The organism is Kitasatospora sp. P5_F3 (genome assembly GCF_054049135.1).
Genome location: NZ_JBFUMY010000030.1, coordinates 40,700 through 62,236, shown reverse-complemented (window position 1 = coordinate 62,236; position 21,537 = coordinate 40,700). Strand labels below are relative to the sequence as shown.

The window sequence follows — 21,537 nt, the reverse complement described above, 5'->3', positions numbered from 1 at the left end:
GGATCGGACCGGCCCTGACGGCCCGGCAGTCGGAACAGTCGCTCAGTGCCCGGCCAGCTCGGCCAGCGAGTCGCCGAGCAGGGTGCGGAGCCGGACCAGCGCGCGGGAGCTCCGGGTACGTACGGCACCGGAGTTGGAGTGCAGGATCTCGGCGGTCTGCTCGATGCTGACGTCCTCCCAGTAGCGCAGCACCAGCACCGCCCGGTCCTGGGCGGAGAGTTGGGCGAGCGCTTCGAGCAGGGTCAGCCGCAGGGTGCCGTCGTCGCCGTCCGGCCCGGCCCGGTCGGGGAGTTCGCCGGTCGGGCGCTCGGTACTGCTGCGCCGTCGCTGGTGGCTCAGGTAGGTGCGGAACAGGACCCGCTGGGCGTACCCGGCCGGGTTGTCGATCGACCGGCCGCCGAGCAGCCAGCCGGAGCGGCGCCAGAGCGCGTACATCCGGCCGAGGGTCTCCTGCACCAGGTCCTCGGCGAGGTGGGTGTCCCCGCCGGTCAGCAGACAGGCCGAGCGGTAGAGCTGGCCCGCGCCTGCCGCCGCGAACTCCAGGTACCGCTCGTCCCGGTCGCGCCCGCTCCGGTTTCCCACCCTCACCACTCCCCCGCCTGCTGCCACCTGCTCACACCTGTCTGACGCGGTGAGGGCTGCGGGGTGTTACAGCGAGGCGAAGGGTACGGGCTCCGCCGGGGCCGACCGGTCAGCGCGGCTGCAGCGGCGGCAGCCGGTACGTACCGTCCAGGACGGCGGCGCCCGGCTGGTACAGCCGGATCACCGGGCGGAACTCCCCTTCGGGGGCGGGCAGCCAGTTGGCCGCCCCGGCCGGGTCGTCCGGCCGCCGGTGCTGGAGCACCAGGGTGAGCGAGCCGTCCGGTGCGTACACCAGGCCCGGCGTGCGGTCGCCGATCGAATAGCGGTCGATCGGGTTGGCCACCAGGTAGTAGTCGGTGGCGTCGTACATGGTGAGCGACCAGAAGGCGTCCACCGGCGGCGGGCTGTCGAAGCGCAGGGTGTACGAGCGGGCACCGGTGAGCGGCCTGCCCTCGGCGTCCTGGAACGTCATCGCGTACGCCGCCTCGTAGGCGTGGTTGCCCCAGAGCCCGGTCCGGGCGGCGACCGCGCGGGTCAGGTAGGCGGCCCGGCGGTCGGGGATCCGCCACTGCGGGTCGTCCAGGGTGCCGGGGCCGAGGTGATCCAGGTTGTAGTCGAAGAGGTGCAGGTTCAGCACCCACTCGCCGCCCGGCTGGTCGGGGTCGGGGCGGCCTGCCTCCTCGACCCGGCGACGGCCCTCGGCCAGGCCGGCGGCCAGCGCGGCGGCCCAGCCGGGGGCGGGGTTGCGGTAGGGCGACGCACCGGCGTCCAGCAGACCGAGCGGGGCGAACCGCTGCTGGTACTCGAGATCGGGCGCAGCAGGCGGGAACTGTGCCATCCAGAGCCGGAGTTGCTCCAGGAAGCGGAGCTGCTCCGGCACCTCGGGATCGGGCTCGGGCAGGCCCGCGTACACCCCGCCCGGCTCCAGCGGGGTCAGGGTCAGCCGACGCTGGAGCTCGCGCACCCGGGGCAGGTCGGCCGGCCCCTCGCAGGCGTTGCGGCCCACCACGGTGGCGACCGTGGTCGGGCACTCGATCACCTCGAGCCCGGGCTCGGGCGTGCCGTGCCAGTGCGGGGGCACCAGCAGGCGGCGCAGCGCACCGGTGCCGGTGGCCCGGCGGCCCAGGTAGGCGAAGTTGTTGGTCCAGGCGTCGACGAACTGGAGCACCAGGTAGGCGCCGTCGGTGTCCGGCACGTCCAGCACCAACGGTCCTCCGGAGAGGTTGAGTTGGGCGATCGAGTAGACGGTGTCGTTGTTCACCGAGACGAACTCCGTGTCGGCCCTGGCGAGTTGCTCGGCGTGGCCGAAGCGGTTGAAGTCGGTGGCGGGCAGGCTGCCCATGCCCTGCCGTCGGCACCGGTCGACCATCGTGAGGTCGAAGACCATCGGGTAGCCGTAGACGTAGGCGTCGGCCGCCAGCGCTTCGATCCTGGCCTCGGTCATGCCCCGACCACCTCCGGCTCGCGCGGGGTGAGCGGCGGGATGCTCCAACTTCCGTCCAGGACAGGCTGGTCGGGGCCGTAGAGCCGGATGACGATGCTGAACGGGCCGTCCGGGGCGGGCAGCCAGTTGGCGCTGTGCTCGGCGTTGGCCGGGCGCTTGTGCCGGACGTGCAGGGTCAGACCGCCGTCCGGGTCGTACACCAGGCCCGGGGTGCGGTCGCCGATCGAGTACCGCTGCAGCGGGTTGTCCACCAGCAACCGGCCGGGCAGGCCGTACATGGTGGCGGACCAGAAGAACCGGGCCGGGGGCAGCTGCCCGGGCGGGAAGTGCAGCACGTAGTCGCGGTCCGAGGCGTTCGGCGGGCGGTTGCCCTCGCTGTCGGCGACCCAGCCGCCGTACCAGGCCTCGGCGGGCGGCAGGCCGTACAGGCCCTTGTAGCCGCCGACCGCACGCTTCAGGAAGTCCTCGCCCAGCTCGGCCCGGGTGCCGAACAGGCCGGTGTTGCCGACCGTCCCGGCGGCGGCCCGCTCCAGCTCCGCCCGGCCGTCCGCGATGCCCTGGGTGATCGACTCGCGCAGCTCGGCGGTCAGCGTGGCGGGCTCGAAGTCCCCGCCGCCGATGCCGAGTTCGGCCAGTCGGCGGCGCAGGTCCAGCTCGGCGGGGAGGGCGGTGCCGGCCGGCCGGGCCGGGAAGAAGCCGAGCAGGAAGTCCAGCAGGACGAAGAACTCCAGGGTGTCCCGGATCTCCTCCCGCCAGACCGGCCAGACCGGCTCGGGAGCGGCGGGCGGCGGCTCGGCGCCCCGGTGCGCGCTGAGCGGCCGAAGGGCGTACCGCTGCTGGATCCGCTCCAGCTCGGGGACGTCCTCCGGGCCGGCCAGGTAGGTGCGGCCGACGATGCCGACCAGTTCGGTGTCCGCGCGCAGCACCCCGTCGAAGCCGTCCGCCGGGACGTCCCGGTGCCCGGGCCCGGTGACCAGGTAGCGACCGGCCGACCCGCCGGTGGTGCGGGTGCCGACGAAGCCGACGTACGGGGTGTCCAGGTCGTGCAACGGGATCACGTAGTAGCGGTCCACGGCCGGGACCTCGATCACCCACGGCTCGGCCCGCAGGTCGAGCCAGGCCCAGGAGTACGGGGTGTCGTTGTTCGGGGTGACCACGTCGGTGTTGGCCGGGGTGGAGGGCTGCGGGTAGTGCCGGAACACACCGAAGCCGCCGACGTACCGCGGATCCGCCTGGTCGACGGCCTGCGGGTAGAGGGTGCGGTAGTTCTCCAGCAGGCTGAATCCCCAGATCCAGCCCTCCGCCGCCGTCCTGCGCACCGTCGCCGGATCCACCAGTACCGGGTTTCCCATGCTGCCGCACTCCCCAGATCGGACATACCGTCACAGACCATACGGAACGGATGCTATGCCGCCCATGGCCGACCGGCATGTCGGACGGAGCGTCAGCTCTCGGCGAACCCGCTTTGCCCAGGGCGAACCTCGCTTCCGGCGGCGGCCCGACCGGCGCAGGCTGAAGGGCATGAACCTCCTCGTGATCGGCGGCTCGTCCTTCCTCGGCCGCGCCTATGTGTCCGAAGCCCTGCAACGTGGCCACCGGGTCACCACCTTCAACCGCGGCCTCTCCGGCCCCGACCAGCCCGGCGTCGAAGCCGTCCGGGGCGACCGCAACTCCCCCGAGGACCTGGCCCGGCTGGTCGACGGCCGCCGCTGGGACGCCGTGGTGGACAGCGCCGGGCAGCAGCCGTACGCGGTCGCGCTGGCCGCCCGGGCGCTGCGCGACCATACCGAGCACTACACCTTCGTCTCCTCCGTACATGCCTTCACCGACTGGCCCGCACTGCCGGTCGACGAGAGCTCCGCCACCCAGCCCTGCCCCGCCGACACCCCGGCCGACCAGCCGCCCGGCAACCACCTCAAGGCCGGCTGCGAGCGGGCGGTACTGGAGGTGTTCGGGCCCGAGCGGTCGCTGATCCTGAACTGCGGCCTGCTGATCGGCCCGTACGAGAACGTGGGGCGGCTGCCCTGGTGGCTGGAGCGGATCGCCGAGGGCGGCAGGGTGCTCGCGGGCGGCGACCCGGAGCGCGAGCTCCAGCTGATCGACGCCCGGGACTTCGCCGCCTTCGGGCTCGACCTGCTGGAGCGGGGCGACGCCGGACGGTACGTCACCACCGCGCTGCCCGGCAGCAGCACCATGCGCGGGATGCTCGAAGCCTGTGTGACCGTCACCGGCAGCGGGGCCGAACTGGTCTGGGCGCCGGACGAGTTGCTCACCGAGGCGGCGGTGTCGCCGTGGACCGAGCTGCCGCTCTGGAGCCCGGCCGCGCCCGACTGGTCGGGCATCTGGACCGCCGACTCCGCGAAGGCCGCGAAGGCCGGACTGCGTACCCGCCCGCTGGCCGACACGGTCGCCGACACCTGGGCCTGGATCCAGCAGCGCGGCCCCGCCGACGCCCCGTACCGGCAGGGCAGCACCGCGCTCGGGATCGACCGGGCGAAGGAGCAGCAGCTGCTGACCGCACTGGGCCGGTCCGAGGGCTGAACGGCGGCGGGCGGCACCGCCCCGACCGGAGCGGTGCCGCCCGTACGCAGGAGCTCAGTACGCCCGTCGGGTGACCAGCTCCGCCAGCGCCAGCAGGTCGTCGGCCGCCGACGGGTCGGGGACGGCGTCCGCGAGGTGGGCGATCGCGGCCGCCATCCGCTCGCAGGACTCACTCTGGGCCCAGGCCCGGCCGCCCGCCTGGTCCACCGAAGCGGCCGCCTCGCGCAGCTCGACGGCGGTCAACGGGCGTTCCAGTGCGTAGAGTTCGGCCAGCCGGGCACCGCCCGGGTGGCCGGAGGCGAGCGCGAAGACCACCGGCAGGGACTTCTTCCGGGCGGCCAGGTCGGCGCCGACCGGCTTGCCGGTGACCGCCGGGTCGCCCCAGATGCCGATCAGGTCGTCGATCAGCTGGAAGGCCAGCCCGATCTCCCGGCCGAACGCGTCCAGCGCGGCCGCCGCCTGCTCCCCCGCGCCACCGTAGAGCGCACCGATCGCGCAGGCACTGCCGAGCAGGGCGCCGGTCTTGGCCTCGGCCATGGCCAGGCACTCGGCCAGGGTGACGTCGTCGCGCTGCTCGAAGGCGCAGTCCGCCTGCTGGCCCTCGCAGAGCTCGACCACACAGTCGGCCAGCCGCCGGACCGCCGTCGCGGCGGCCGGGTGCTCGTCCTCCGCGAGCACCCGCAGGGCCAGCGAGTGCATCGCGTCGCCCGCCAGGATCGCCTCGGTGACGCCGAACACCCGCCAGGCGGTGGGGCGGTGGCGCCGGGTGTCGTCCCGGTCGATGACGTCGTCGTGCAACAGGGTGAAGTTGTGCACCAGCTCGACGGCGGCCGCCGCCCGGACCGCCACCGCGGGCCCGGCGGCACCGACCGCCTGGGCCGCGGCCAGCACCAGGGCCGGCCGGATCGCCTTGCCCGAACCGGCGGTCGACGGCACACCGTCCGCCTCCCACCAGCCGAAGTGGTACCCCGAGACCCGCCGCATCGAGGCGGGCAGCGACTCGACGGCCGCCCGCAGCACCGGGTCCACCACCGCCCGGGAGCGGGCCAGCACCTCGATGGCCTCGGCCCCCTCGCGGCTGTCCCGCTCGATCGTGAAGATGCCCATGTACGTCCTCCCCCAGATGAAGTGGCTGCGCGCGGACCGCCCGCAGCCTCGGTACGCCGGCTCCGGTGCGGTCAGCCCCGGTGCGCGATGTCGACGTTCTCCAGCACACCGACCGCGTTGGGCACCAGCACCGCGGCGGAGTAGTAGGTGCTCACCAGGTAGGAGGTGATCGCCTTCTCGTCGATCCCCATGAACCGCACCGAGAGACCGGGCTCGTACTCGTCCGGCAGACCGGTCTGCCGCAGCCCGATCACCCCCTCGCTGTGCTCCCCGGTGCGCATCGCCAGGATCGAGGTGGTCTGCCCCTTGCTGATCGGGATCTTGTTGCAGGGCAGGATCGGCACCCCGCGCCAGGCGGTCACCCGCTGCCCGTCCAGCTCGACCGCCTCCGGGTACAGGCCGCGCTTACTGGCCTCCCGGCCGATCGCCGCGATCGCCCTCGGGTGCGCCAGGTAGAACCGGGTGCTCCGGCGACGGCTGAGCAGGTCGTCCATGTCGTCCGGGGTCGGCGGCCCCGAGTGGGTGGAGATCCGCTGCTCGTACGCGGCGGTCGCCAGCAGGCCGAACTCGGGGTTGTTGACCAACTCGTACTCCTGGCGCTCGCGCAGCGCCTCGATGGTCAGCCGGAGCTGCTGCTCGGTCTGGTTCATCGGCTCGTTGTAGAGGTCGGCGACCCGGGTGTGCACCCGGAGCACGGTCTGAGCCAGGCTCAGCTCGTACTCGCGCGGCCGCAGCTCGTAGTCCACGAAGGTGCTCGGCAGTTCGACCTCGCCCCGGTGGCCGGCCGACAGCTCGATCTGCGCCTCGCCGTACTTGTTGACGGCCTGTCGGGCGCCCGCCGCATACCGCTCGAGCTGCTCGCGCAGCGCGGGGGAACGCCCGGCCAGCTCCTGGAAGGCCGCCCGGGGCAGCGCCAGCACGGTGCCCGCCGTGACGGCCCGGACGGCGTACGGCCAGAGCGGGTCGGACTGCCCGAGGGCCTCGTCCCCCAGCTGGTCGCCGTCGGCCGCCATCCCGAGCACCGTGGTCTCGCCGTACCTGCCGACGCCCAACCGGTCGAGCTTGCCGTGCGCGATCAGGAAGACCTCGTCGACCGGCTGCCCGGCCTCCGCCAGCAGCTCACCGGGGGCGACCGTACGGGCGGTGCACCGGCCCGCCAGCTCGACCAGCAGCCGGTCGTCCGGGAAGTCGCGGAGCAGCGGGATCTCCCGCAGCGTCGGCGGCACCACCCGGACCTCGGAGCCGGTCTGCTCGAAGGCCACCCGGCCCTGGCCGACGGCGTGGCTCAGCCGCCGGTTCACCCGGTAGGCGCCGCCCGCGACCTCGACCCAGGGCAGCATCCTGAGCAGCCAGCGGTCGCTGATCTCCTGCATCTGCGGGGCGGACTTGGTGGTGGTCGCCAGTTGTCGGGCTGCCTCGGTCCCGAGGCTCTGCGGGCGCACACCGGCCGCGGCCGGTGACTCCCCGCCCTGTTGGGGGATACCGACATTGGTTTCGATGGACATCGAAGGCCTCTCCGCGAGCACGATGCGGGCATGATGGACGGATCGCGTTGCGTGGTTCATAGTGGCGGCCGGCCAGGCTCAGCTGATCGACAAATGCCACTGGGCTCACCCGAATCAGTGATTGTTCGAACGTTCTCGCTCCGACTGCGCCGTTTCTGTGCATCGCGTACGCCGTCGCACTCGAGCCGTCGAAGAATTCACATCCCGGAAACCTGTCGACCACCAGGCCAACTAGCCCTCGATTCAGGCGAGTTGACGGAAGCCCGGCGATTCCCCCGGCTGGCGCCCCGGATCGGCCGCCACCCCCCGTTCATCCGTTCGGCCGAGAGCGCTAAGGTGCCACTTCAAGGGCGCAGTCAAGGCCGATCGGCCACCCTCTGCCGGACGCCCTCCCACTCTTCTTGCTGCCCTTTTCCAGGGAGACCTCTGTTGATCGCCCCCACCCGCGTCTGGCTGAACCGCACCTACGCCGAGAACGTCTTCTTCATAGACCTGCTGCGGGCGGCGCCGGTGGAGGTCTACGCCACCCACGTGGACGCCGACTCCCCCGTCCTGGCGGCCGCCGACCACGGTCTGCTGGAGCCGGACGGCCTGTCCGCCGAGGCGTACGTCGAGTTCGCCCTGGACTTCTGCGACCGGCACCGGATCGACGTCTTCCTCCCCCGGCTGCACCAGCTCGCGATCGCGCGGCGCCGCGCCGAGTTCACCGCCCGGGGCACCGAACTGATCTGCCCGCCCGCCCAGGCGATCGCCACCTTCGAGAGCAAGGTGGACGGCTACGTCGCGATGGCGGCCGCCGGGCTGCCGGTACCGAGCTGGCACCACGTCCGGACCGCCGACGAACTGCTGCGCGCGGTGGAGGAGTTGGAGTACGCCGGGGATCAGGCCTGCCTCAAGCCGGCCAGTGGCGCGGGTGGCGAGGGCTTCCGCACCATCACCCGGGAGCCGTTCCAGCTGGGGCAGCTGGCCGGCTGGCCCAGCGGCAGCGTGCAGCTCGACCAGCTGGCCGACGCGATCGCCGCCGCCCCCGAGCCGGTCGACCTACTGGTGATGCCCTACCTGGAGGGCCCCGAGGTCTCGGTGGACTGCCTCGCCGACCCGGACGGCCGGCTGCTGGCCGCCGTCGGCCGCAGCAAGCGCAGCCGCCGCCGGAGCTTCACCGTCGACCCGGTGTACCTGGAGCCGACCCGGCGGCTGATCGAGACCTTCGGGATGGCCTACCTCTCCAACGTGCAGTTCCGCCACCACCGGGGCGTGCCGGTGCTGCTGGACATCAACACCCGGCCCTCGGGGGGTCTGCACCAGCTACGGCTGTGCGGGCTCAACCTGCCGCTGGCCGCCGTCCAACTGGCGCTCGGCCGGCTGCCGGCCCTGCCGCCCACCGACGAACTGCTGGGCGAGGACTACGCGTTGGTGGCCGCCATCCAGCCGATCCTGCCGTCGCTCAGTGCAGCGCCGCGCCAGCCGGAGACCCTGCCCGAGCCCGAGCTCCCGCACCCGCCGGTGGCGGCCGTGCACCAGCCGAAGCCGGTGGCCGCACTGGTCTGACGCCGGGGGCCGGGCCGGCCTGACGCCTGGGGCCCCGGGTCAGCCGGGGCCGTTCCAGTCCAGGGTCGGCGGCAGCACGCCCTCCAGGGTGAGCAGCCAGCGCTTGATCTCCAGGCCGCGCGGCCCGCCGCCGAAGCCACCGATACCGTCCGAGGCGACCACCCGGTGGCAGGGCACCAGCAGGCAGAGCGGATTGGCGCCCATCATCTTGCCCACCGTCCGGGCCGCCGTCCATCCACCGTCCGTGAAGTCCTCGAACACCCCGCTGCGGGCGCCGAGTTCGCCATAGGTGAGGGTCTGCCCGTAGCCGGCCTGGGCGGTCAGGGTCTGCAGCACGGTGCGGTGCGGACCGGTGGTGAACCGCCAGTCGATCGGCAGCTCCAGCTCCGTCCGCCGACCGTCGAAGTACTCCGCCAGCCGGGCCCGCACCAGCCCGGCCCGGCTCTCGTCCGCACACTCCGGTATCCCCACCCGGCCGGGTACGCCCCCGATCGCGTCGCCGTGGTACGAGACCGCCGCCACTCCCTGCTCGGTGACGGCCAGCCGCAGCGGCCCGCTCGGCAGCGGCGTCGGCACGGTCACCCAGGAGATCGACATACCAGCACGCTACCCGCGCCCACCCACGGCGAACGGCCGGATTCCCGATTCCGCCGCCGGGGACGCCCCGCGCGTCGCCCGCTGCGCGGGGCGGGAGCGTCAGGTATCAAGAAAGGGTGAAATCACCCGATAAGCCATTAATTCTTCCGCCCCTGCTCACCGTCGACAGCTCCGGCCTGGTCGCCGAGATCGAGGGCTACCTCGCCTCGTTCCCCGCCCGCCCCGACCTGCCGTACGTCTGCCCGCTCGGCAGCATCCGGCAGCCCTGGTACGCGGAGCACCGCCTGCCGGTCCCGACCCTGCTGGACCGCCTGCTCCGCAGACCCCCGGCACCGACCGCGGTGGGCATCGCCGGGCACCTGTCGCTGACCTCCCGGTACCTGGCCGCGGCCGGCTGGGTGCAGGGCACCATGTGGGACGCCGAGGGCCGGGTCTGCCTGCTCGGCGCACAGGCCGCCGTCCTGGCCCACGGCTTCGGCTCGCCCGGGGACGCCCGCCGGGCCCGGATCCAGGTGATGGAGGTGCTGCACGCGAGCGGACACCCCGTCAGCTCCCCCGACGAGTACAACGACGACCCGGCCACCCGGCAGGCGGACGTCCACCGGCTGCTCGACCGGGCCGCCGCCCGCGCCCGTACACTCGGGATCTGAGACCTGGCCGCGACCCGAAGGAGCCCGACGATGAGCGAGGCCGTTCGCAGCGACGTCGTCCAGGGTGATGTCGTCCAGGGCGGGCCCGTCCCCAGCGGCGCAGTCCGGGACGAGAAGAGCAGGCGCCGCCAGATGCTGGTCCGGGCCTCCATCTACATCGCCGGCACGCACGTCTTCGCCGGGTTCGTGATCCTGCTGTTCGCGCTGGGCAACCGCCACTGAGCTCCGGCTCCACCCGATCGGGCAGGCGTGTCCCTTGGTTCGCCCACTGACAGCCGGGCAGACTGCCCAGCGACGGGCGGAAGCCCGGGAACGGGCGGTGGGCGATGTCGGAATCCGATCCGGGCCAGGTGCCGACCATCGGGGTGGAGGAAGAGTTCCTGCTCGCCGACCGGTACAGCCGGGCCGCCGTCGGGGCCGCGCCGACCGTCCTGAAGACCGCCACCGAACTGCTCGGCGACCAGGTCGGCTGCGAGCTGTTCCCGACCATGGTGGAGACCCGGACCGTACCGGTGCACACCCTGGACCAGCTGCACGGTGAACTGCGCCGGCTGCGCGCGGGCATCGCCGCCGCGGCCGAGCAGGCGGACTGCCGGGCGGTGGCCTCCGGCACCATGGTGATCCCCGCCGTCACCCGACTCGACGTCAGCAACCAGGACCGGTACCGGCGGATGGCCGCCGAGTACGGGCCGCTGGTGCACGGCGACCAGGGCGCGGGCGTGGCCGGGTGTCACATCCACCTCGGCGTGCCGGACCGGGAGAGCGCCGTCCAGCTGGCCAACCACCTCCGGCCCTGGCTGCCGACACTGCAGGCGATCGCCGCCAACTCGCCCTTCCACGACGGCCGGGACACCGGCTACGCGGGCTGGCGCACACTGCGCTGGGCCCAGTTCCCGGGCGCCGGACCGACTCCGTTGCTCGCCGATGCCGCCGAGTACGACGCGCTGCTGGACCGGCTGGTGGAGACCGGGCTGCTGCTCGACCGGCGGATGGTCTACTGGCACGCCCGGCCCTCCGAGCGCTTCCCGACCGTGGAGATCCGGGTCTGCGACGTGAACGCCGACTCCGGAGTGGTCGTCCTGCTGGCCGGGCTGGCCCGCGCGCTGGCCGCCGTACTGCTGGCCGAGGCCGCCCGGGGCGTCCGGCCGCCCCAGGTGCCCGATCCGCTGCTCCGGGCCGCGCACTGGCGGGCCGCCCGGGACGGCCTGACCGGCGCCGGGGTCGACCTGACCACCGGCGGCCCGGCCCCCGCCGTCGAGCTGGTCGAACGCCTGCTCCGCCGGATCGCCCCCGGCCTGGCCGCCGCCGGGGACACTGCGACCGTCCACAGCCTGTGGACAGAGCTGCGCCGCCACGGCGGCGGCGCCGAGCGGCAGCGCACGGCCCACCGCCGCCGGTACGACCTGCGGGACGTGGTCGACGCGGTCACGCTGCCGGAGCAGTAGCCCGGACGGACGACGGCAGCTTGCTCCCGTTCCGGTCGCCGTGCCGCCGGACCGGTCCGTCGATCCGACGTACTTGCGCGATCTCTGTCGAAATTTTGCACATTTACATGGACTTCATGCACCGTCGCGCCTAGTCTCTCCAACGCTCGGCCGTTCCCACCCACGCGACCAGCAAGGAAGTGCATCCCCCATGCAGCCACCCCCACTTCGCCGCCTGCGCGCCCCGCTCGCCGTGCTCACGGCCGCCGCACTGAGCTCCGCCGCCCTGCTCGGCCTGACCGCCCAGTCCGCGCACGCCGCCGCCGTACCGACCCTGTCCCCGCTGGACGTCTCCGGCCGGGGTGCCACCGTCCCGTTCAAGGAGCAGGAGGCCGAGTACGCGGCCACCAACGGCACCGTGATCGGCCCCGAGCGGCGCTACGGCACCCTGCCCTCGGAGGCGTCGGGACGCCAGGCCGTCACGCTCAACTCCACCGGCCAGTACGTGGAGTTCACCCTGGCCGCGCCCGCCGACGCGATGAGCTTCCGGTACAGCCTGCCGGACACCGCCGACGGCCGGGGGCGGACCGCCTCGATCGACCTGCTGGTCAACGGGTCGAAGCTGAAGGACCTGCCGGTCACCTCCAAGTACGGCTGGTACTACGGGGGTTACCCGTTCAACAACAACCCCGGCGACACCAACCCGCACCACTTCTACGACGAGACCCGGACCATGTTCGGCTCCACCCTGCCCGCCGGAGCGAAGATCCGGCTGCAGGTCTCCTCCACCGCGCAGTCGCCCAGCTTCACCATCGACCTGGCCGACTTCGAGCAGGTCGGCGCGCCGATCGCCAAGCCCGCCGGGGCACTTGACGTGGTGGCGGACTTCGGCGCCGACCCGAGCGGGGCCACCGACTCGACCGCGAAGTTCCAGGCGGCGGTCAACGCCGGTCAGGCGCAGGGCAAGACGGTCTTCATCCCGCAGGGGAACTTCACCCTGTACGACCACGTGGTGGTGGACGGCGTCACGCTGGCCGGGGCCGGGCCCTGGTACAGCGTGCTCGGCGGCCGCGACCCGGTGAACCGGAACCGGGCGGCCGGCATCTACGGCAAGTACGTGTCCGGCGGCGGCTACGGCGGCGCGGTCCGGCCGCACGAGGGAGGCGGCCCGAGCCGGAACGTCACGCTCAAGGACTTCGCCCTGATCGGCGACATCCAGGAGCGGGTCGACGACGACCAGGTGAACGCCCTCGGCGGCGCGATGAGCAACTCGGTGGTCGACAACCTGTGGATCCAGCACACCAAGGTGGCCGCCTGGATGGACGGCCCGATGGACCACTTCACCATCCGCAACAGCCGGATCCTGGACCAGACCGCCGACGGCGTGAACTTCCACACCGGGGTCACCGACTCGGCCGTCACCAACACCTTCGTCCGCAACACCGGTGACGACGGCCTGGCCTCCTGGCCGGAGCGGGTACCGAACGTGCGCGACAGCTTCACCCACAACACGGTCGTGCTGCCGATCCTGGCGAACAACATCGTCACGTACGGCGGCAAGGACTTCACCATCTCGGACAACGTGATGGCCGACACCATCAGCAACGGCGGCGGCCTGCACATCGCCAACCGCTACCCGGGCGTCAGTTCGGGCAACGGCACCGCCGTCGCGGGCACCATCACCGCCGCCCGGAACACCCTGATCCGGACCGGCAACAGCGACTTCAACTGGAACTTCGGGGTCGGCGCGGTCTGGTTCAGCGGCCTCAACGAGGCGATCAGCGGCGCGACCGTCAACATCACCGACAGCGACATCCTGGACAGCTCGTACGAGGCGATCCAGACCATCGAAGGCGCGGTCAACGGCGTCAACTTCACCAACGTGAACATCGACGGCGCGGGCACCTACGCGATACAGGCACAGGCCAACGCGAGCATGAAGTTCACCAACGTGACGGCGATTAACATCGCGCAGGCGGCCACCCCGACCCACAACTGCGTCGGCACCGGCTTCGTGATCACCGACGGCGGCGGCAACTCCGGCTGGTCGGGCTCCACTTGCACGGGCGTCTGGCCCGACCCGAGGTTCACCTACGGCGGTCGGCCGTCCAACGGCACCCAGCCCTCGCCCTCACCGTCGCCGTCGCAGTCGTCCAGCCCTTCCCCGTCTCCGTCTCCGTCCACGCCGCCGGTCTGCACCGTCAACGCGACCGCGACCAGCAGCAACCAGAGCTACAGCGCGGCCAACGCCATCGACGGCAACGCCACCAGCTACTGGGAGAGCACCAACAACGCCTTCCCGCAGTCGCTGACGGTCGACCGCTGCACCGCCACCGACGTGACCGGTGTCCAGCTGAAGCTGCCGCCGAACTGGGAGGCCCGCACCGAGACGCTCGCCGTCTCCGGCTCCACCGACGGCAGTTCGTTCATCGAGCTGGCAGCCTCGCGCGGGGTACTGCTCGACCCGGCCACCGGGAACACCGTGACCGTCAGCTTCCCTGCCACCAAGGCCCGTTGGCTACGGATCACGATCACCGGCAACACCGGCTGGCCCGCCGCCCAGCTCGCGGAGCTGACCGTGCTCACCGGCAGCACCCCCACGACCACCCCCACAACCACCCCACCTGCCAACCCGAACCTGCTCGCGGGCCGGACCCTCACCGAGACCAGCCACGCGGACGTCTACGCCGTCTCCCGGGCCAACGACGGTGACCCGAACAGCTACTGGGAGAGCGCCAACAACGCGTTCCCGCAGTCGCTGAGCGCCGACCTCGGCACCCAGGCCACGGTGTCCCGCCTGGTGCTCAGGCTGCCGGCCGGCTGGGGCGCGCGGACCGAGACGCTCTCGGTACTCACCAGCACCGACGGCAGCAGCTGGACCACCACGAAGGCCTCTGCGGGCTACGGCTTCGACCCGGCCACCGGCAACACCGTCACGGTCAGCTTCCCCGGCGCCGCCGCCCGCCACCTGCGGGTGACCTTCACCGGCAACACCGGCTGGCCGGCCGCCCAGCTCTCCGACATCCAGGCGTACGCCTCCTGACCCGGCCCATGCGAAGGCCCTGACACCTCATCGGGTGTCAGGGCCTTCCGGCGTGCGCGGTCAGCCGCGCGAGCGCGGCGGCGCGGTCGAGCCGCGCACCACCAGCTCGGGCTCGAACAGCAGCTCGTCGTGGGTGATCTTGGCGCCGCCGATCTCCCCCGCCAGCAGGTCCACGGCGGCCCGGCCCATCGCCTCGATCGGCTGTCGGACGGTGGTCAGCGGCGGGTCGGTGCAGTTCATGAAGGCCGAGTCGTCGTAGCCGATCACCGAGACGTCGTCCGGCACCGAGAGCCCGGCCCGGCGGACCGCCCGCACCGCCCCCAGAGCCAGCGGGTCGCTCGCGCAGATGATGCCGGTGACCTCCTGCCGGAGCAGCCTGGTGGTGGCCGCCTGGCCCCCCTCCAGGGTGAACAGCGCGCGCTCCACGTGCAGGTCGGGCAGCTCGAGGCCGGCCTTCGCCGCCGCCACCCGGGCCGCCGCCAGCTTGCGCTGGGAGGGCACGTGGTCGCTCGGGCCGAGCACCAGGCCGATCTTCCGGTGCCCCAACTGCCGCAGGTGGCCGATGGACTGCTCCACCGCCACCGCGTCGTCGCAGGAGACCCGGGCGAAGTCCAGGCCGTCGATCGCCGCGTTCAGCAGCACGGTGGGCAGGCTGCGTTCGGCCAGCCGTTCGTAGTGCTCGTGGGCCGCGTCCGCCTGGGCGTAGAGGCCGCCGAAGAAGACCACCCCGGAGACCTGCTGGGAGAGCAGCAGGTCCACGTAGTCGGCCTCGGAGACGCCGCCGGCGGTCTGCGTGCAGAGCACCGGGGTGAAGCCCTGGCCGGCCAGCGCGCCGCCGACCACCTCGGCGAAGGCCGGGAAGATCGGGTTCTGCAGCTCCGGCATCACCATGCCGACCAACCGGGCCCGCTCACCGCGGAGTTGGGTGGGCCGCTCGTAGCCGAGCACGTCCAGCGCCGTCAGCACCGCCGCCCTGGTCGCGTCGGAGACGCCGGGCTTCTCGTTCAGCACCCGGCTGACCGTGGCCTCGCTGACCCCGACCTTCTGCGCCACCTGGGCAAGTCGTCGTGTCATGCCGCGAGTGTACGTCTTCCCGCGCAAGTTTTTTGCGGGGTGGCCCGCACCCCGGGCGGCACCGTTCTCGGTGGGTGTTACGGGTTCACGGTCAGGGTGAAGGTGGAGGTGGTGTTCCTGATGTTCTGGAAGTTGCCGCTCAACCGCAGGTTGTTGAAGACCGCGCTGCCGACCGCCGGGCCCTGACCGGCCTCGGCCGCCTCGTTGACCCAGATCCCGAAGCCCGACTTGGCGTCGTACGCGTCACCGCTCTTCTGCGCCCCGCTGATCGAGACGTTGGTGAACACGGTGTCCTTGACCGGGAACTGCGGCTGACCGCCCACGTAGTTCGTCTGGAACATGATGCCGTGGTAGGTCGGGTCGACGATGTCCACGTCGCTCACCCGGATGCCCTGGAACACCTTCGAGGCCGAGAAGACCCAGATGCCGGGGAAGGTCTGCGAGCCCCAGAAGTGGCCGCCTGCCCGGACGATGGAGATGTTCTGCAGGTTGGTCGGGTCGGTCCCGAAGCCGTTCATCGGGTAGCCGAAGTCCAGCGAGCTGATGGTGATGCCCGAGTAGACCAGGGTGTCCGCGATGTGGATGTTGCGGAAGGTGTTGGCGTACCCGCCGTAGACCGCGACACCGGCGGCCCGCCAGGTGAGGATCGAGGTCAGGTTCTCGAAGACGTTGTTCTTCTCGTCCGCACCGCCCGCGTCGATCGCGGAGAACAGCGCGAAGGAGTCGTCGCCGGTGGCCCGGGCCTCGTTGTTGCTGATCAGGTTGTCGGTGCTGCCGTTGGTCATGTTGATGCCGTCGGCGAAGGTGTCACGGATCCGGGAGTTCTTGATCACCATCGAATCGGTGTTGGCGCCCCAGTAGAGGCAGACCATGTGCTCGACCCAGATGTTGTCGATCACCGTGTTGGCCACGTTGGAGAAGTCGAAGACCTTGCCGGGGCCGTCGATCCGCGAGGTGTAGTTGCCGAAGTAGGCGAAGCCCGCGAAGGTCGACCCGTTGGCCGTGGCCTCGGCGCGGAAGCCGACGTCGGTGTTGGACTGGGTGGTCGGAGCGTAGAACCGGGTGAACCAGGGGCCCGCACCGATCACCTTGACCGACTTGCCGTAGACCTGGAACTTGCTGGCGGTCTGGTAGTCACCGGTCGGCAGGTAGACGCCGACCAGGGTGCCGGTGGTGTCCATCCGGACCTTGTCCAGGGCGTTCTGCACGTCCTGGTGGGTGAAGCCGGCCGGCACCGTGTAGTGCGCCGGGTCCGGATTCGGGGTCGCGGTGGCCTGCTCCAGGCTCACGAAGTCGATCGCGTACTGCGAGGTGTTGCCCGCGTCCTTCTGCAGCTTGATCTTGCTGCCCGCCGGCACGGTGGTGCCGAGCAGCAGGTTCGCCTCGTCGTAGATGTGCCGTTGCCCGCCCGCGCCGGGCGAGTTGCCCGGGCCGGTCTCGCTGCCGTACAGCCAGGCGTACTTGGAGGTCAGGTCGATGGTCTTCAGGAAGCTGCCGTTGACGTAGACGCTCAGCGTCGAGTTGATCCCGTCGCCGCCCGCCGCGTCCGGGATGGAGAACCGGGTGACCAGGGAGTTGGTCGGCGCCTTGGTGGTGAACTCGACCGAGGCGCCGGTGGAGTTGAGCGTCACCGCCCGCCGGCCGCTGGCCTCGCCGGCCAGGTCACCGACGGTCCGGTTCGGGCCGACCAGCGAGGCACCGCCCGCCAGCACGCCGTCCTCGGCCTCGTACATGTCGTACGGCATGTTGGCGCCGCGGCCGACGAACAGCGACTGGCTGCTGGTGTTGTTGGCCTGCTTGACCGGCAGCTCGTTGGCGTCGTTGGCGATCACCGTCGTGACGGTGTACTTGCCGTTGCCCGCCGTCCAACTGCCCAGGCTGACCGGGGCGGTGGTGGCACCGGCGGCGATCGCGCCGGCGTAGGAGCCGGTCAGCGTCCTGACCACCGCGCCGCTCTGGTCGGCCACGGTCAGCGTGATGCCGTGCGCACCGGCGGCCGAGGCCACCGTGCCCTGGTTCTTCAGCGCCACCGAGAAGGTGACGGCGTTGCCGGTGGCCGGGTTGCCCGGCGACCAGCTGACCGGGGCGGCCAGCAGATCCGAGCTGGCGACCTGACTGACCACCAGGGCGGCCGGGGCGGTCCAGCCGTTGTTGCTCTCGTCCCGCTCGACCACCGTGTTGGCCGGGTCGACCTTGGCGCTTACCTGGTAGCTGCCGGCGTTCTGCGCCCCGGCGTTGACCGAGACGGTGGCGCTCGCACCGGCAGCCAGTGCGCCGACCTGCGCGGTGCCGACCTTGGTGGACCCGAGGAACAGGTCCACGGCGGTGGCGGCCGAGGGCAGCGTGCCGACGTTCTTGACGGTGGCGGCCAGCGTGACGGCGTCGGTCTCCACCGGGTTGGCCGGGGTCGCGGTGGTGCCGGTGACGGTGAGGTCCGGGTTCGGCGCCGGGGTGCCGATCACCTGGAACTCGGCCGCCTGGCCGCCGCTGGACCCGGAGTTGGCGGTGATCCTCAGCTGGACGTCGGCCACCGTGGCCCCGACCGGGATGGTCACCGTGTTGCCGGAGGCCGGGTCGAAGGCGTAGCTCTTCGCGGCCACCAGGCTGGCGAGCCCACTCGCGCTCTGCTCCCGGCCGAGCACCTCGATGGTCTGGGTCCGGGGGCCCCAGGCCGAGGCCGGGTTGAGCTTGACCACCACGGAGTCGACGGCGGCGTTCGAACCGAGCGGCACCGTCAGGGTGTTGGGGTAGCTGTTGGAGTTCCCCTCCCAGTAGGTGGTGACGTCGTTGTCGTTGGCGTTGGCCGCGACGAAGGTGAAGATCGAGGACGAGGCGGTGATCGCCTTGCCCACCGCCAGGTTGGTGCCGCCGGTGCTGCCGCTGCGGAGCACGGTGTTGCTGCTCGCCGACTGGTTGCCCGCCGCGTCCTTCGCCTTCACGTAGTACGAGACCGTGGCACTGTCCGGCTGGCTGTCGGTGTAGGTCAGCACGTTGCCCGCGACGCTGCTGCGGAGCGCGCCGTTGGCGTACACGTCGTAGCCGGTCACGCCCACGTTGTCGGTCGCGGCGCCCCAGGTCAGCCTGATCTGACCCGAACTCGGCTGGGTATACGCCAGGTTGGCCGGTGCGGACGGCGCCTGGGTGTCCCCGGTGGCGCCGGTACGGGTGACGGTGTTGCTGTTCCCGGACTGGTTCCCGGCCGCGTCCTTGGCCCGGACGAAGTACGACACGGTCGCACTGTCGGGCCGGGTGTCGGTGTACGTCAGCGCCCCGCCGCCGACGCTGGTCAGCAGCTCACCGTCGGCGAAGATGTCGTAGCCGGTCACGCCCACGTTGTCGGTCGCGGCGCCCCAGGTCAGCCTGATCTGACCCGAACTCGGCTGGGTATACGCCAGGTTGGCGGGCGCGGACGGCGCCTGGGTGTCCCCCGTGGTCGGCCCGTACGCCTCCAGCTCGGCCAGCTGGGCGGCCGGCCAGGCCGTGTTGGCGGTGACGTTAAGCCGGATGTACCGGGTGGTCGCGGTGCCGAAGTCGACCGTCACGGCGTTGCCGGTGGCCGGGTCGAAGACGTAGCCGGTGGAGGCGGCCAGGTCGGTGAAGTCGGTGCCGTTGGAGCTGCTCTGGACGGCGAGCGTCTGGGTCCGCTTCTCCCAGCCCGCCGGAAGCTTGAGCACCAGCTTGTTCACCGCGACCGAGGCGCCCAGGTCGAGCTGGATCCACTGCGGCAGCGCGTTGTTGGCACTCTCCCAGTAGCTCGACTGGGAGCCGTCGTTGGCGTTGTTCGCGGTGTAGGTCTGGCTGTAGCTGCTCGCGGTGAGGTTGCGGCCCTGGGCCAGGTTGGCGCTGGTGCCGGTCGCGCCGTGCACCTCCAGCTCGGAGATCTGGGCGGCGGGCCAGCCGGTGTTGGCGCTGATCGCCAGCCGGACGAACCGGGTGGTGGCGGCCGGGAAGCCGATCTTCACGGTGTTCGCGGCGCCCGGGTCGAAGCTGTAACCCGCCGAGTTGGTCAGGGTGCTGAAGCTGGTGCCGTCGGCGCTGCCCTGCACGGCCAGCGTCTCGGTGCGGCTGCCCCAGGCGGCCGGCAGCTTGAGCACCACCTCGTCCACGCTGGCCGCCGCGCCGAGGTCGACCTGCACCCACTGCGGGAGGCTGCCGTTGCTGCTCTCCCAGTAGGTGGACTGGTTGCCGTCGTTGATGTTGCCGACGGCCTGACCGCCGGTGGAGCTGCTGGCCGCGACCGTCTTTCCGGCCGCCAGGTTGGGGCCGCCGGCCGCCGAGGCGGCGGTGGGCAGCATCGGACCTGCCAGGGCGAGCAGGCTGATGGTGGCCGCGGTGGCCACCAGTCGGGGGATCGGTGCTCGGGTTCTCACGGTTTCCTCTGTCTCGTCGTCCGAACGATGGGTGGGGGTGAGGAGTTGGGAACCTTGGCGAGCGGGGTGGCGACCGGGCCATCAGCAGTCTCCTCAGCCGGCGCGCAGCCAGACAGCGGTGTCGGTGGGGAGCAGTCCGTCCTCGGTGAGCGGTCCGCTGGCCAGCAGGACCTGCCGCTCCGGGGGCAGCGGCAACGGCTCGGGCCCGAAGTTGACCAGGCAGCGGAAGTCGGCCCCGCGCCGGAACGCGAGCACCTCCGCCGAGCTGTCCAGCCACTCGAACGTGTCGCCGCGGCCTCGACCGTGAGGTCGGCCCAGTCGGCCGGCTGCGGGAGCCAGGGCTCGGCCGGAGCCTGGCTGAACCCGTACGGGGGTCGGTCGCCCGACCAGGGGAGCGGCACCCGGCAGCCGTCCCGGCCGGGGTCGGTGCCGCCCGAGCGCAGGTGCATCGGGTCCTGCAGCCGGGCCAGCGGCAGGTCCTCGACCTCGGGCAGGCCCAGCTCCTCGCCCTGGTAGAGGTAGACCGCACCGGGCAGGGCCAGTGAGAGCAGGGCGGCCGCCCTGGCCCGACGTCGGCCGAGCCGCAGGTCGGTGGGGGTGCCGAAGGTCTTGCTGGCGAAGTCGAACCGGGTGTCCCGGCGGCCGTACCTGGTCACCGTCCGGGTCACGTCGTGGTTGCACAGCACCCAGGTGGCCGGAGCGCCGACCGGGGCGTGCAGGGCGAGCGTGCCGTCGATCGACCCGCGCAGGGCGCGGGCCTCCCAGGGGCGGGCCAGGAAGTCGAAGTTGAACGCGGTGTGCAGCTCGTCCGGGCGCAGGTAGCGGGCGAACCGTTCGGCGTCCGGCAGCCAGACCTCGCCGACCAGGATCCGCTCGCCCGGGTACTCGTCCGCGATCGCCCGCCAGGAGCGGTAGATGCCGTGCAGCTCCTCCCGGTCGGTGAACGGGTGCGGGTCGCGGCCCTTGACGAAGTCCGGCAGCGCCGGGTCCTTCGCGAGCAGCGCGGCCGAGTCGATCCGCACCCCCGCCGCGCCCCGGTCGAACCAGAACCGGAGGATCTCCTCGTGCTCCGAACGCACCAGCGGGTGCGCCCAGTTGAGGTCGGGCTGCTGGGTGGCGAACAGGTGCAGGTACCACTCGCCGTCCGGCAGCCTGGTCCACGGGCAGCCGCCGAACTCCGACACCCAGTCGTTCGGCGGTAGCTCGCCGGTCTCCCCCCGGCCGGGCCTGAAGTGGAACAACTCGCGTTCAGGGCTGCCCGGCGCCGCCGCCAACGCCTGCTGGAACCAGGGGTGTTGGTCGGAGACATGGTTGGGGACGATGTCCACCACGGTGCGGATGCCCAGGCCGAGCGCCTCGGCGATCAGCTTCTCGGCCTCGTCCAGGGTGCCGAACAGCGGGTCGACGCCCCGGTAGTCCGACACGTCGTAGCCGCCGTCCGCCATCGGCGAGGGGTACCAGGGGTTGAACCAGACGGCGTCGATGCCGAGTTCGGCCAGATAGGGCAGTCGGGCCCGGACCCCGGACAGGTCCCCGGTGCCGTCACCGTCACCGTCGGCGAAGCTGCGCGGGTACACCTGGTAGATCGCCGCGTCGCGCCACCAGTCCGGGTGTTCGGAGGGGAGCCGGGATTGCTGTCCCACGGTGGGGGT

At 72.0% G+C, this 21,537-nt stretch carries 14 protein-coding genes and 2 pseudogenes; 7 read left to right on the top strand and 9 right to left on the bottom strand.

Annotation, left to right across the window (positions count from 1 at the left end; genetic code table 11):
- Positions 1-42: 42 nt before the first annotated feature.
- The 3 genes from ACXJMZ_RS18855 to ACXJMZ_RS18845 all read right to left on the bottom strand — a co-directional run bounded on the left by ACXJMZ_RS18855 (position 43) and on the right by ACXJMZ_RS18845 (position 3,378).
- Positions 43-582, bottom strand: coding sequence for a SigE family RNA polymerase sigma factor (locus ACXJMZ_RS18855; RefSeq protein ID WP_457031215.1), 540 nt, complete (start codon positions 580-582; stop codon positions 43-45).
- 109 nt (positions 583-691) lie between these two features.
- The gene (locus ACXJMZ_RS18850; protein ID WP_457031214.1) at positions 692-2,026 is read right to left on the bottom strand and encodes a DUF1254 domain-containing protein; all 1,335 of its coding nucleotides are present in this window, start codon (positions 2,024-2,026) and stop codon (positions 692-694) included.
- Entirely contained in the window at positions 2,023-3,378 is a 1,356-nt protein-coding gene (locus ACXJMZ_RS18845) for a DUF1254 domain-containing protein (protein ID WP_457031213.1), read from the bottom strand. Before ACXJMZ_RS18845 ends, ACXJMZ_RS18850 begins: the two co-directional genes overlap by 4 nt.
- Positions 3,379-3,547: 169 nt before the next feature.
- Here ACXJMZ_RS18845 and ACXJMZ_RS18840 point away from each other — a divergent pair, with 169 nt between their 5' ends.
- Positions 3,548-4,567 (top strand): NAD-dependent epimerase/dehydratase family protein, encoded by a 1,020-nt coding sequence (locus tag ACXJMZ_RS18840; protein WP_457031212.1) that lies wholly within the window; start codon positions 3,548-3,550, stop codon positions 4,565-4,567.
- Between the two features lie 54 nt (positions 4,568-4,621).
- Here the strand turns inward: ACXJMZ_RS18840 and ACXJMZ_RS18835 are convergent, their stop codons facing one another.
- Positions 4,622-5,674 (bottom strand): family 2 encapsulin nanocompartment cargo protein polyprenyl transferase, encoded by a 1,053-nt coding sequence (locus ACXJMZ_RS18835; protein WP_457031211.1) that lies wholly within the window; start codon positions 5,672-5,674, stop codon positions 4,622-4,624.
- 71 nt (positions 5,675-5,745) lie between these two features.
- Positions 5,746-7,179: a family 2B encapsulin nanocompartment shell protein gene (locus ACXJMZ_RS18830; RefSeq protein ID WP_457031210.1), complete on the bottom strand. Its 1,434-nt coding sequence runs from the start codon at positions 7,177-7,179 to the stop codon at positions 5,746-5,748.
- 429 nt (positions 7,180-7,608) lie between these two features.
- On the opposite strand from ACXJMZ_RS18830, the gene ACXJMZ_RS18825 reads away from it, so the two are divergent.
- On the top strand, positions 7,609-8,727 hold the full coding sequence (locus tag ACXJMZ_RS18825) for an ATP-grasp domain-containing protein (protein ID WP_457031209.1): 1,119 nt from the start codon (positions 7,609-7,611) through the stop codon (positions 8,725-8,727).
- A 39-nt stretch (positions 8,728-8,766) separates the two neighbouring features.
- Here the strand turns inward: ACXJMZ_RS18825 and ACXJMZ_RS18820 are convergent, their stop codons facing one another.
- A complete protein-coding gene (locus tag ACXJMZ_RS18820; RefSeq protein WP_457031208.1) occupies positions 8,767-9,324 on the bottom strand; it encodes a methylated-DNA--[protein]-cysteine S-methyltransferase in 558 nt (185 codons plus the stop codon).
- Between the two features lie 116 nt (positions 9,325-9,440).
- Here ACXJMZ_RS18820 and ACXJMZ_RS18815 point away from each other — a divergent pair, with 116 nt between their 5' ends.
- The 5 genes and pseudogenes from ACXJMZ_RS18815 (at position 9,441) to ACXJMZ_RS18795 (ending at position 14,441) form a co-directional block, all read left to right on the top strand.
- Positions 9,441-9,974 carry a DUF6197 family protein gene (locus tag ACXJMZ_RS18815; RefSeq protein WP_457031207.1) on the top strand — a complete coding sequence of 178 codons (534 nt, stop codon included), beginning with the start codon at positions 9,441-9,443 and terminating at the stop codon, positions 9,972-9,974.
- Between the two features lie 30 nt (positions 9,975-10,004).
- Positions 10,005-10,196: a DUF6126 family protein gene (locus ACXJMZ_RS18810; protein ID WP_457031206.1), complete on the top strand. Its 192-nt coding sequence runs from the start codon at positions 10,005-10,007 to the stop codon at positions 10,194-10,196.
- A gap of 104 nt (positions 10,197-10,300) precedes the next feature.
- Complete coding sequence (locus ACXJMZ_RS18805; RefSeq protein ID WP_457031205.1) at positions 10,301-11,419, top strand: carboxylate-amine ligase; 1,119 nt, start codon at positions 10,301-10,303, stop codon at positions 11,417-11,419.
- A 190-nt stretch (positions 11,420-11,609) separates the two neighbouring features.
- Positions 11,610-13,985 (top strand): annotated as a pseudogene (locus tag ACXJMZ_RS18800) (discoidin domain-containing protein); the annotation flags it as partial.
- Positions 13,977-14,441 (top strand): discoidin domain-containing protein, encoded by a 465-nt coding sequence (locus tag ACXJMZ_RS18795; protein WP_457031249.1) that lies wholly within the window; start codon positions 13,977-13,979, stop codon positions 14,439-14,441. The pseudogene ACXJMZ_RS18800 and the gene ACXJMZ_RS18795, both read left to right, overlap by 9 nt.
- Before the next feature lie 60 nt (positions 14,442-14,501).
- Here the strand turns inward: ACXJMZ_RS18795 and ACXJMZ_RS18790 are convergent, their stop codons facing one another.
- From ACXJMZ_RS18790 to ACXJMZ_RS18780, 3 genes and pseudogenes are all read right to left on the bottom strand, one after another.
- Entirely contained in the window at positions 14,502-15,515 is a 1,014-nt protein-coding gene (locus ACXJMZ_RS18790; RefSeq protein ID WP_057231812.1) for a LacI family DNA-binding transcriptional regulator, read from the bottom strand.
- Between the two features lie 77 nt (positions 15,516-15,592).
- A complete protein-coding gene (locus ACXJMZ_RS18785; protein WP_457031248.1) occupies positions 15,593-19,810 on the bottom strand; it encodes a galactose-binding domain-containing protein in 4,218 nt (1,405 codons plus the stop codon).
- A gap of 168 nt (positions 19,811-19,978) precedes the next feature.
- A pseudogene (locus tag ACXJMZ_RS18780) lies at positions 19,979-21,528 on the bottom strand (glycoside hydrolase family 13 protein).
- Positions 21,529-21,537: the final 9 nt, after the last annotated feature.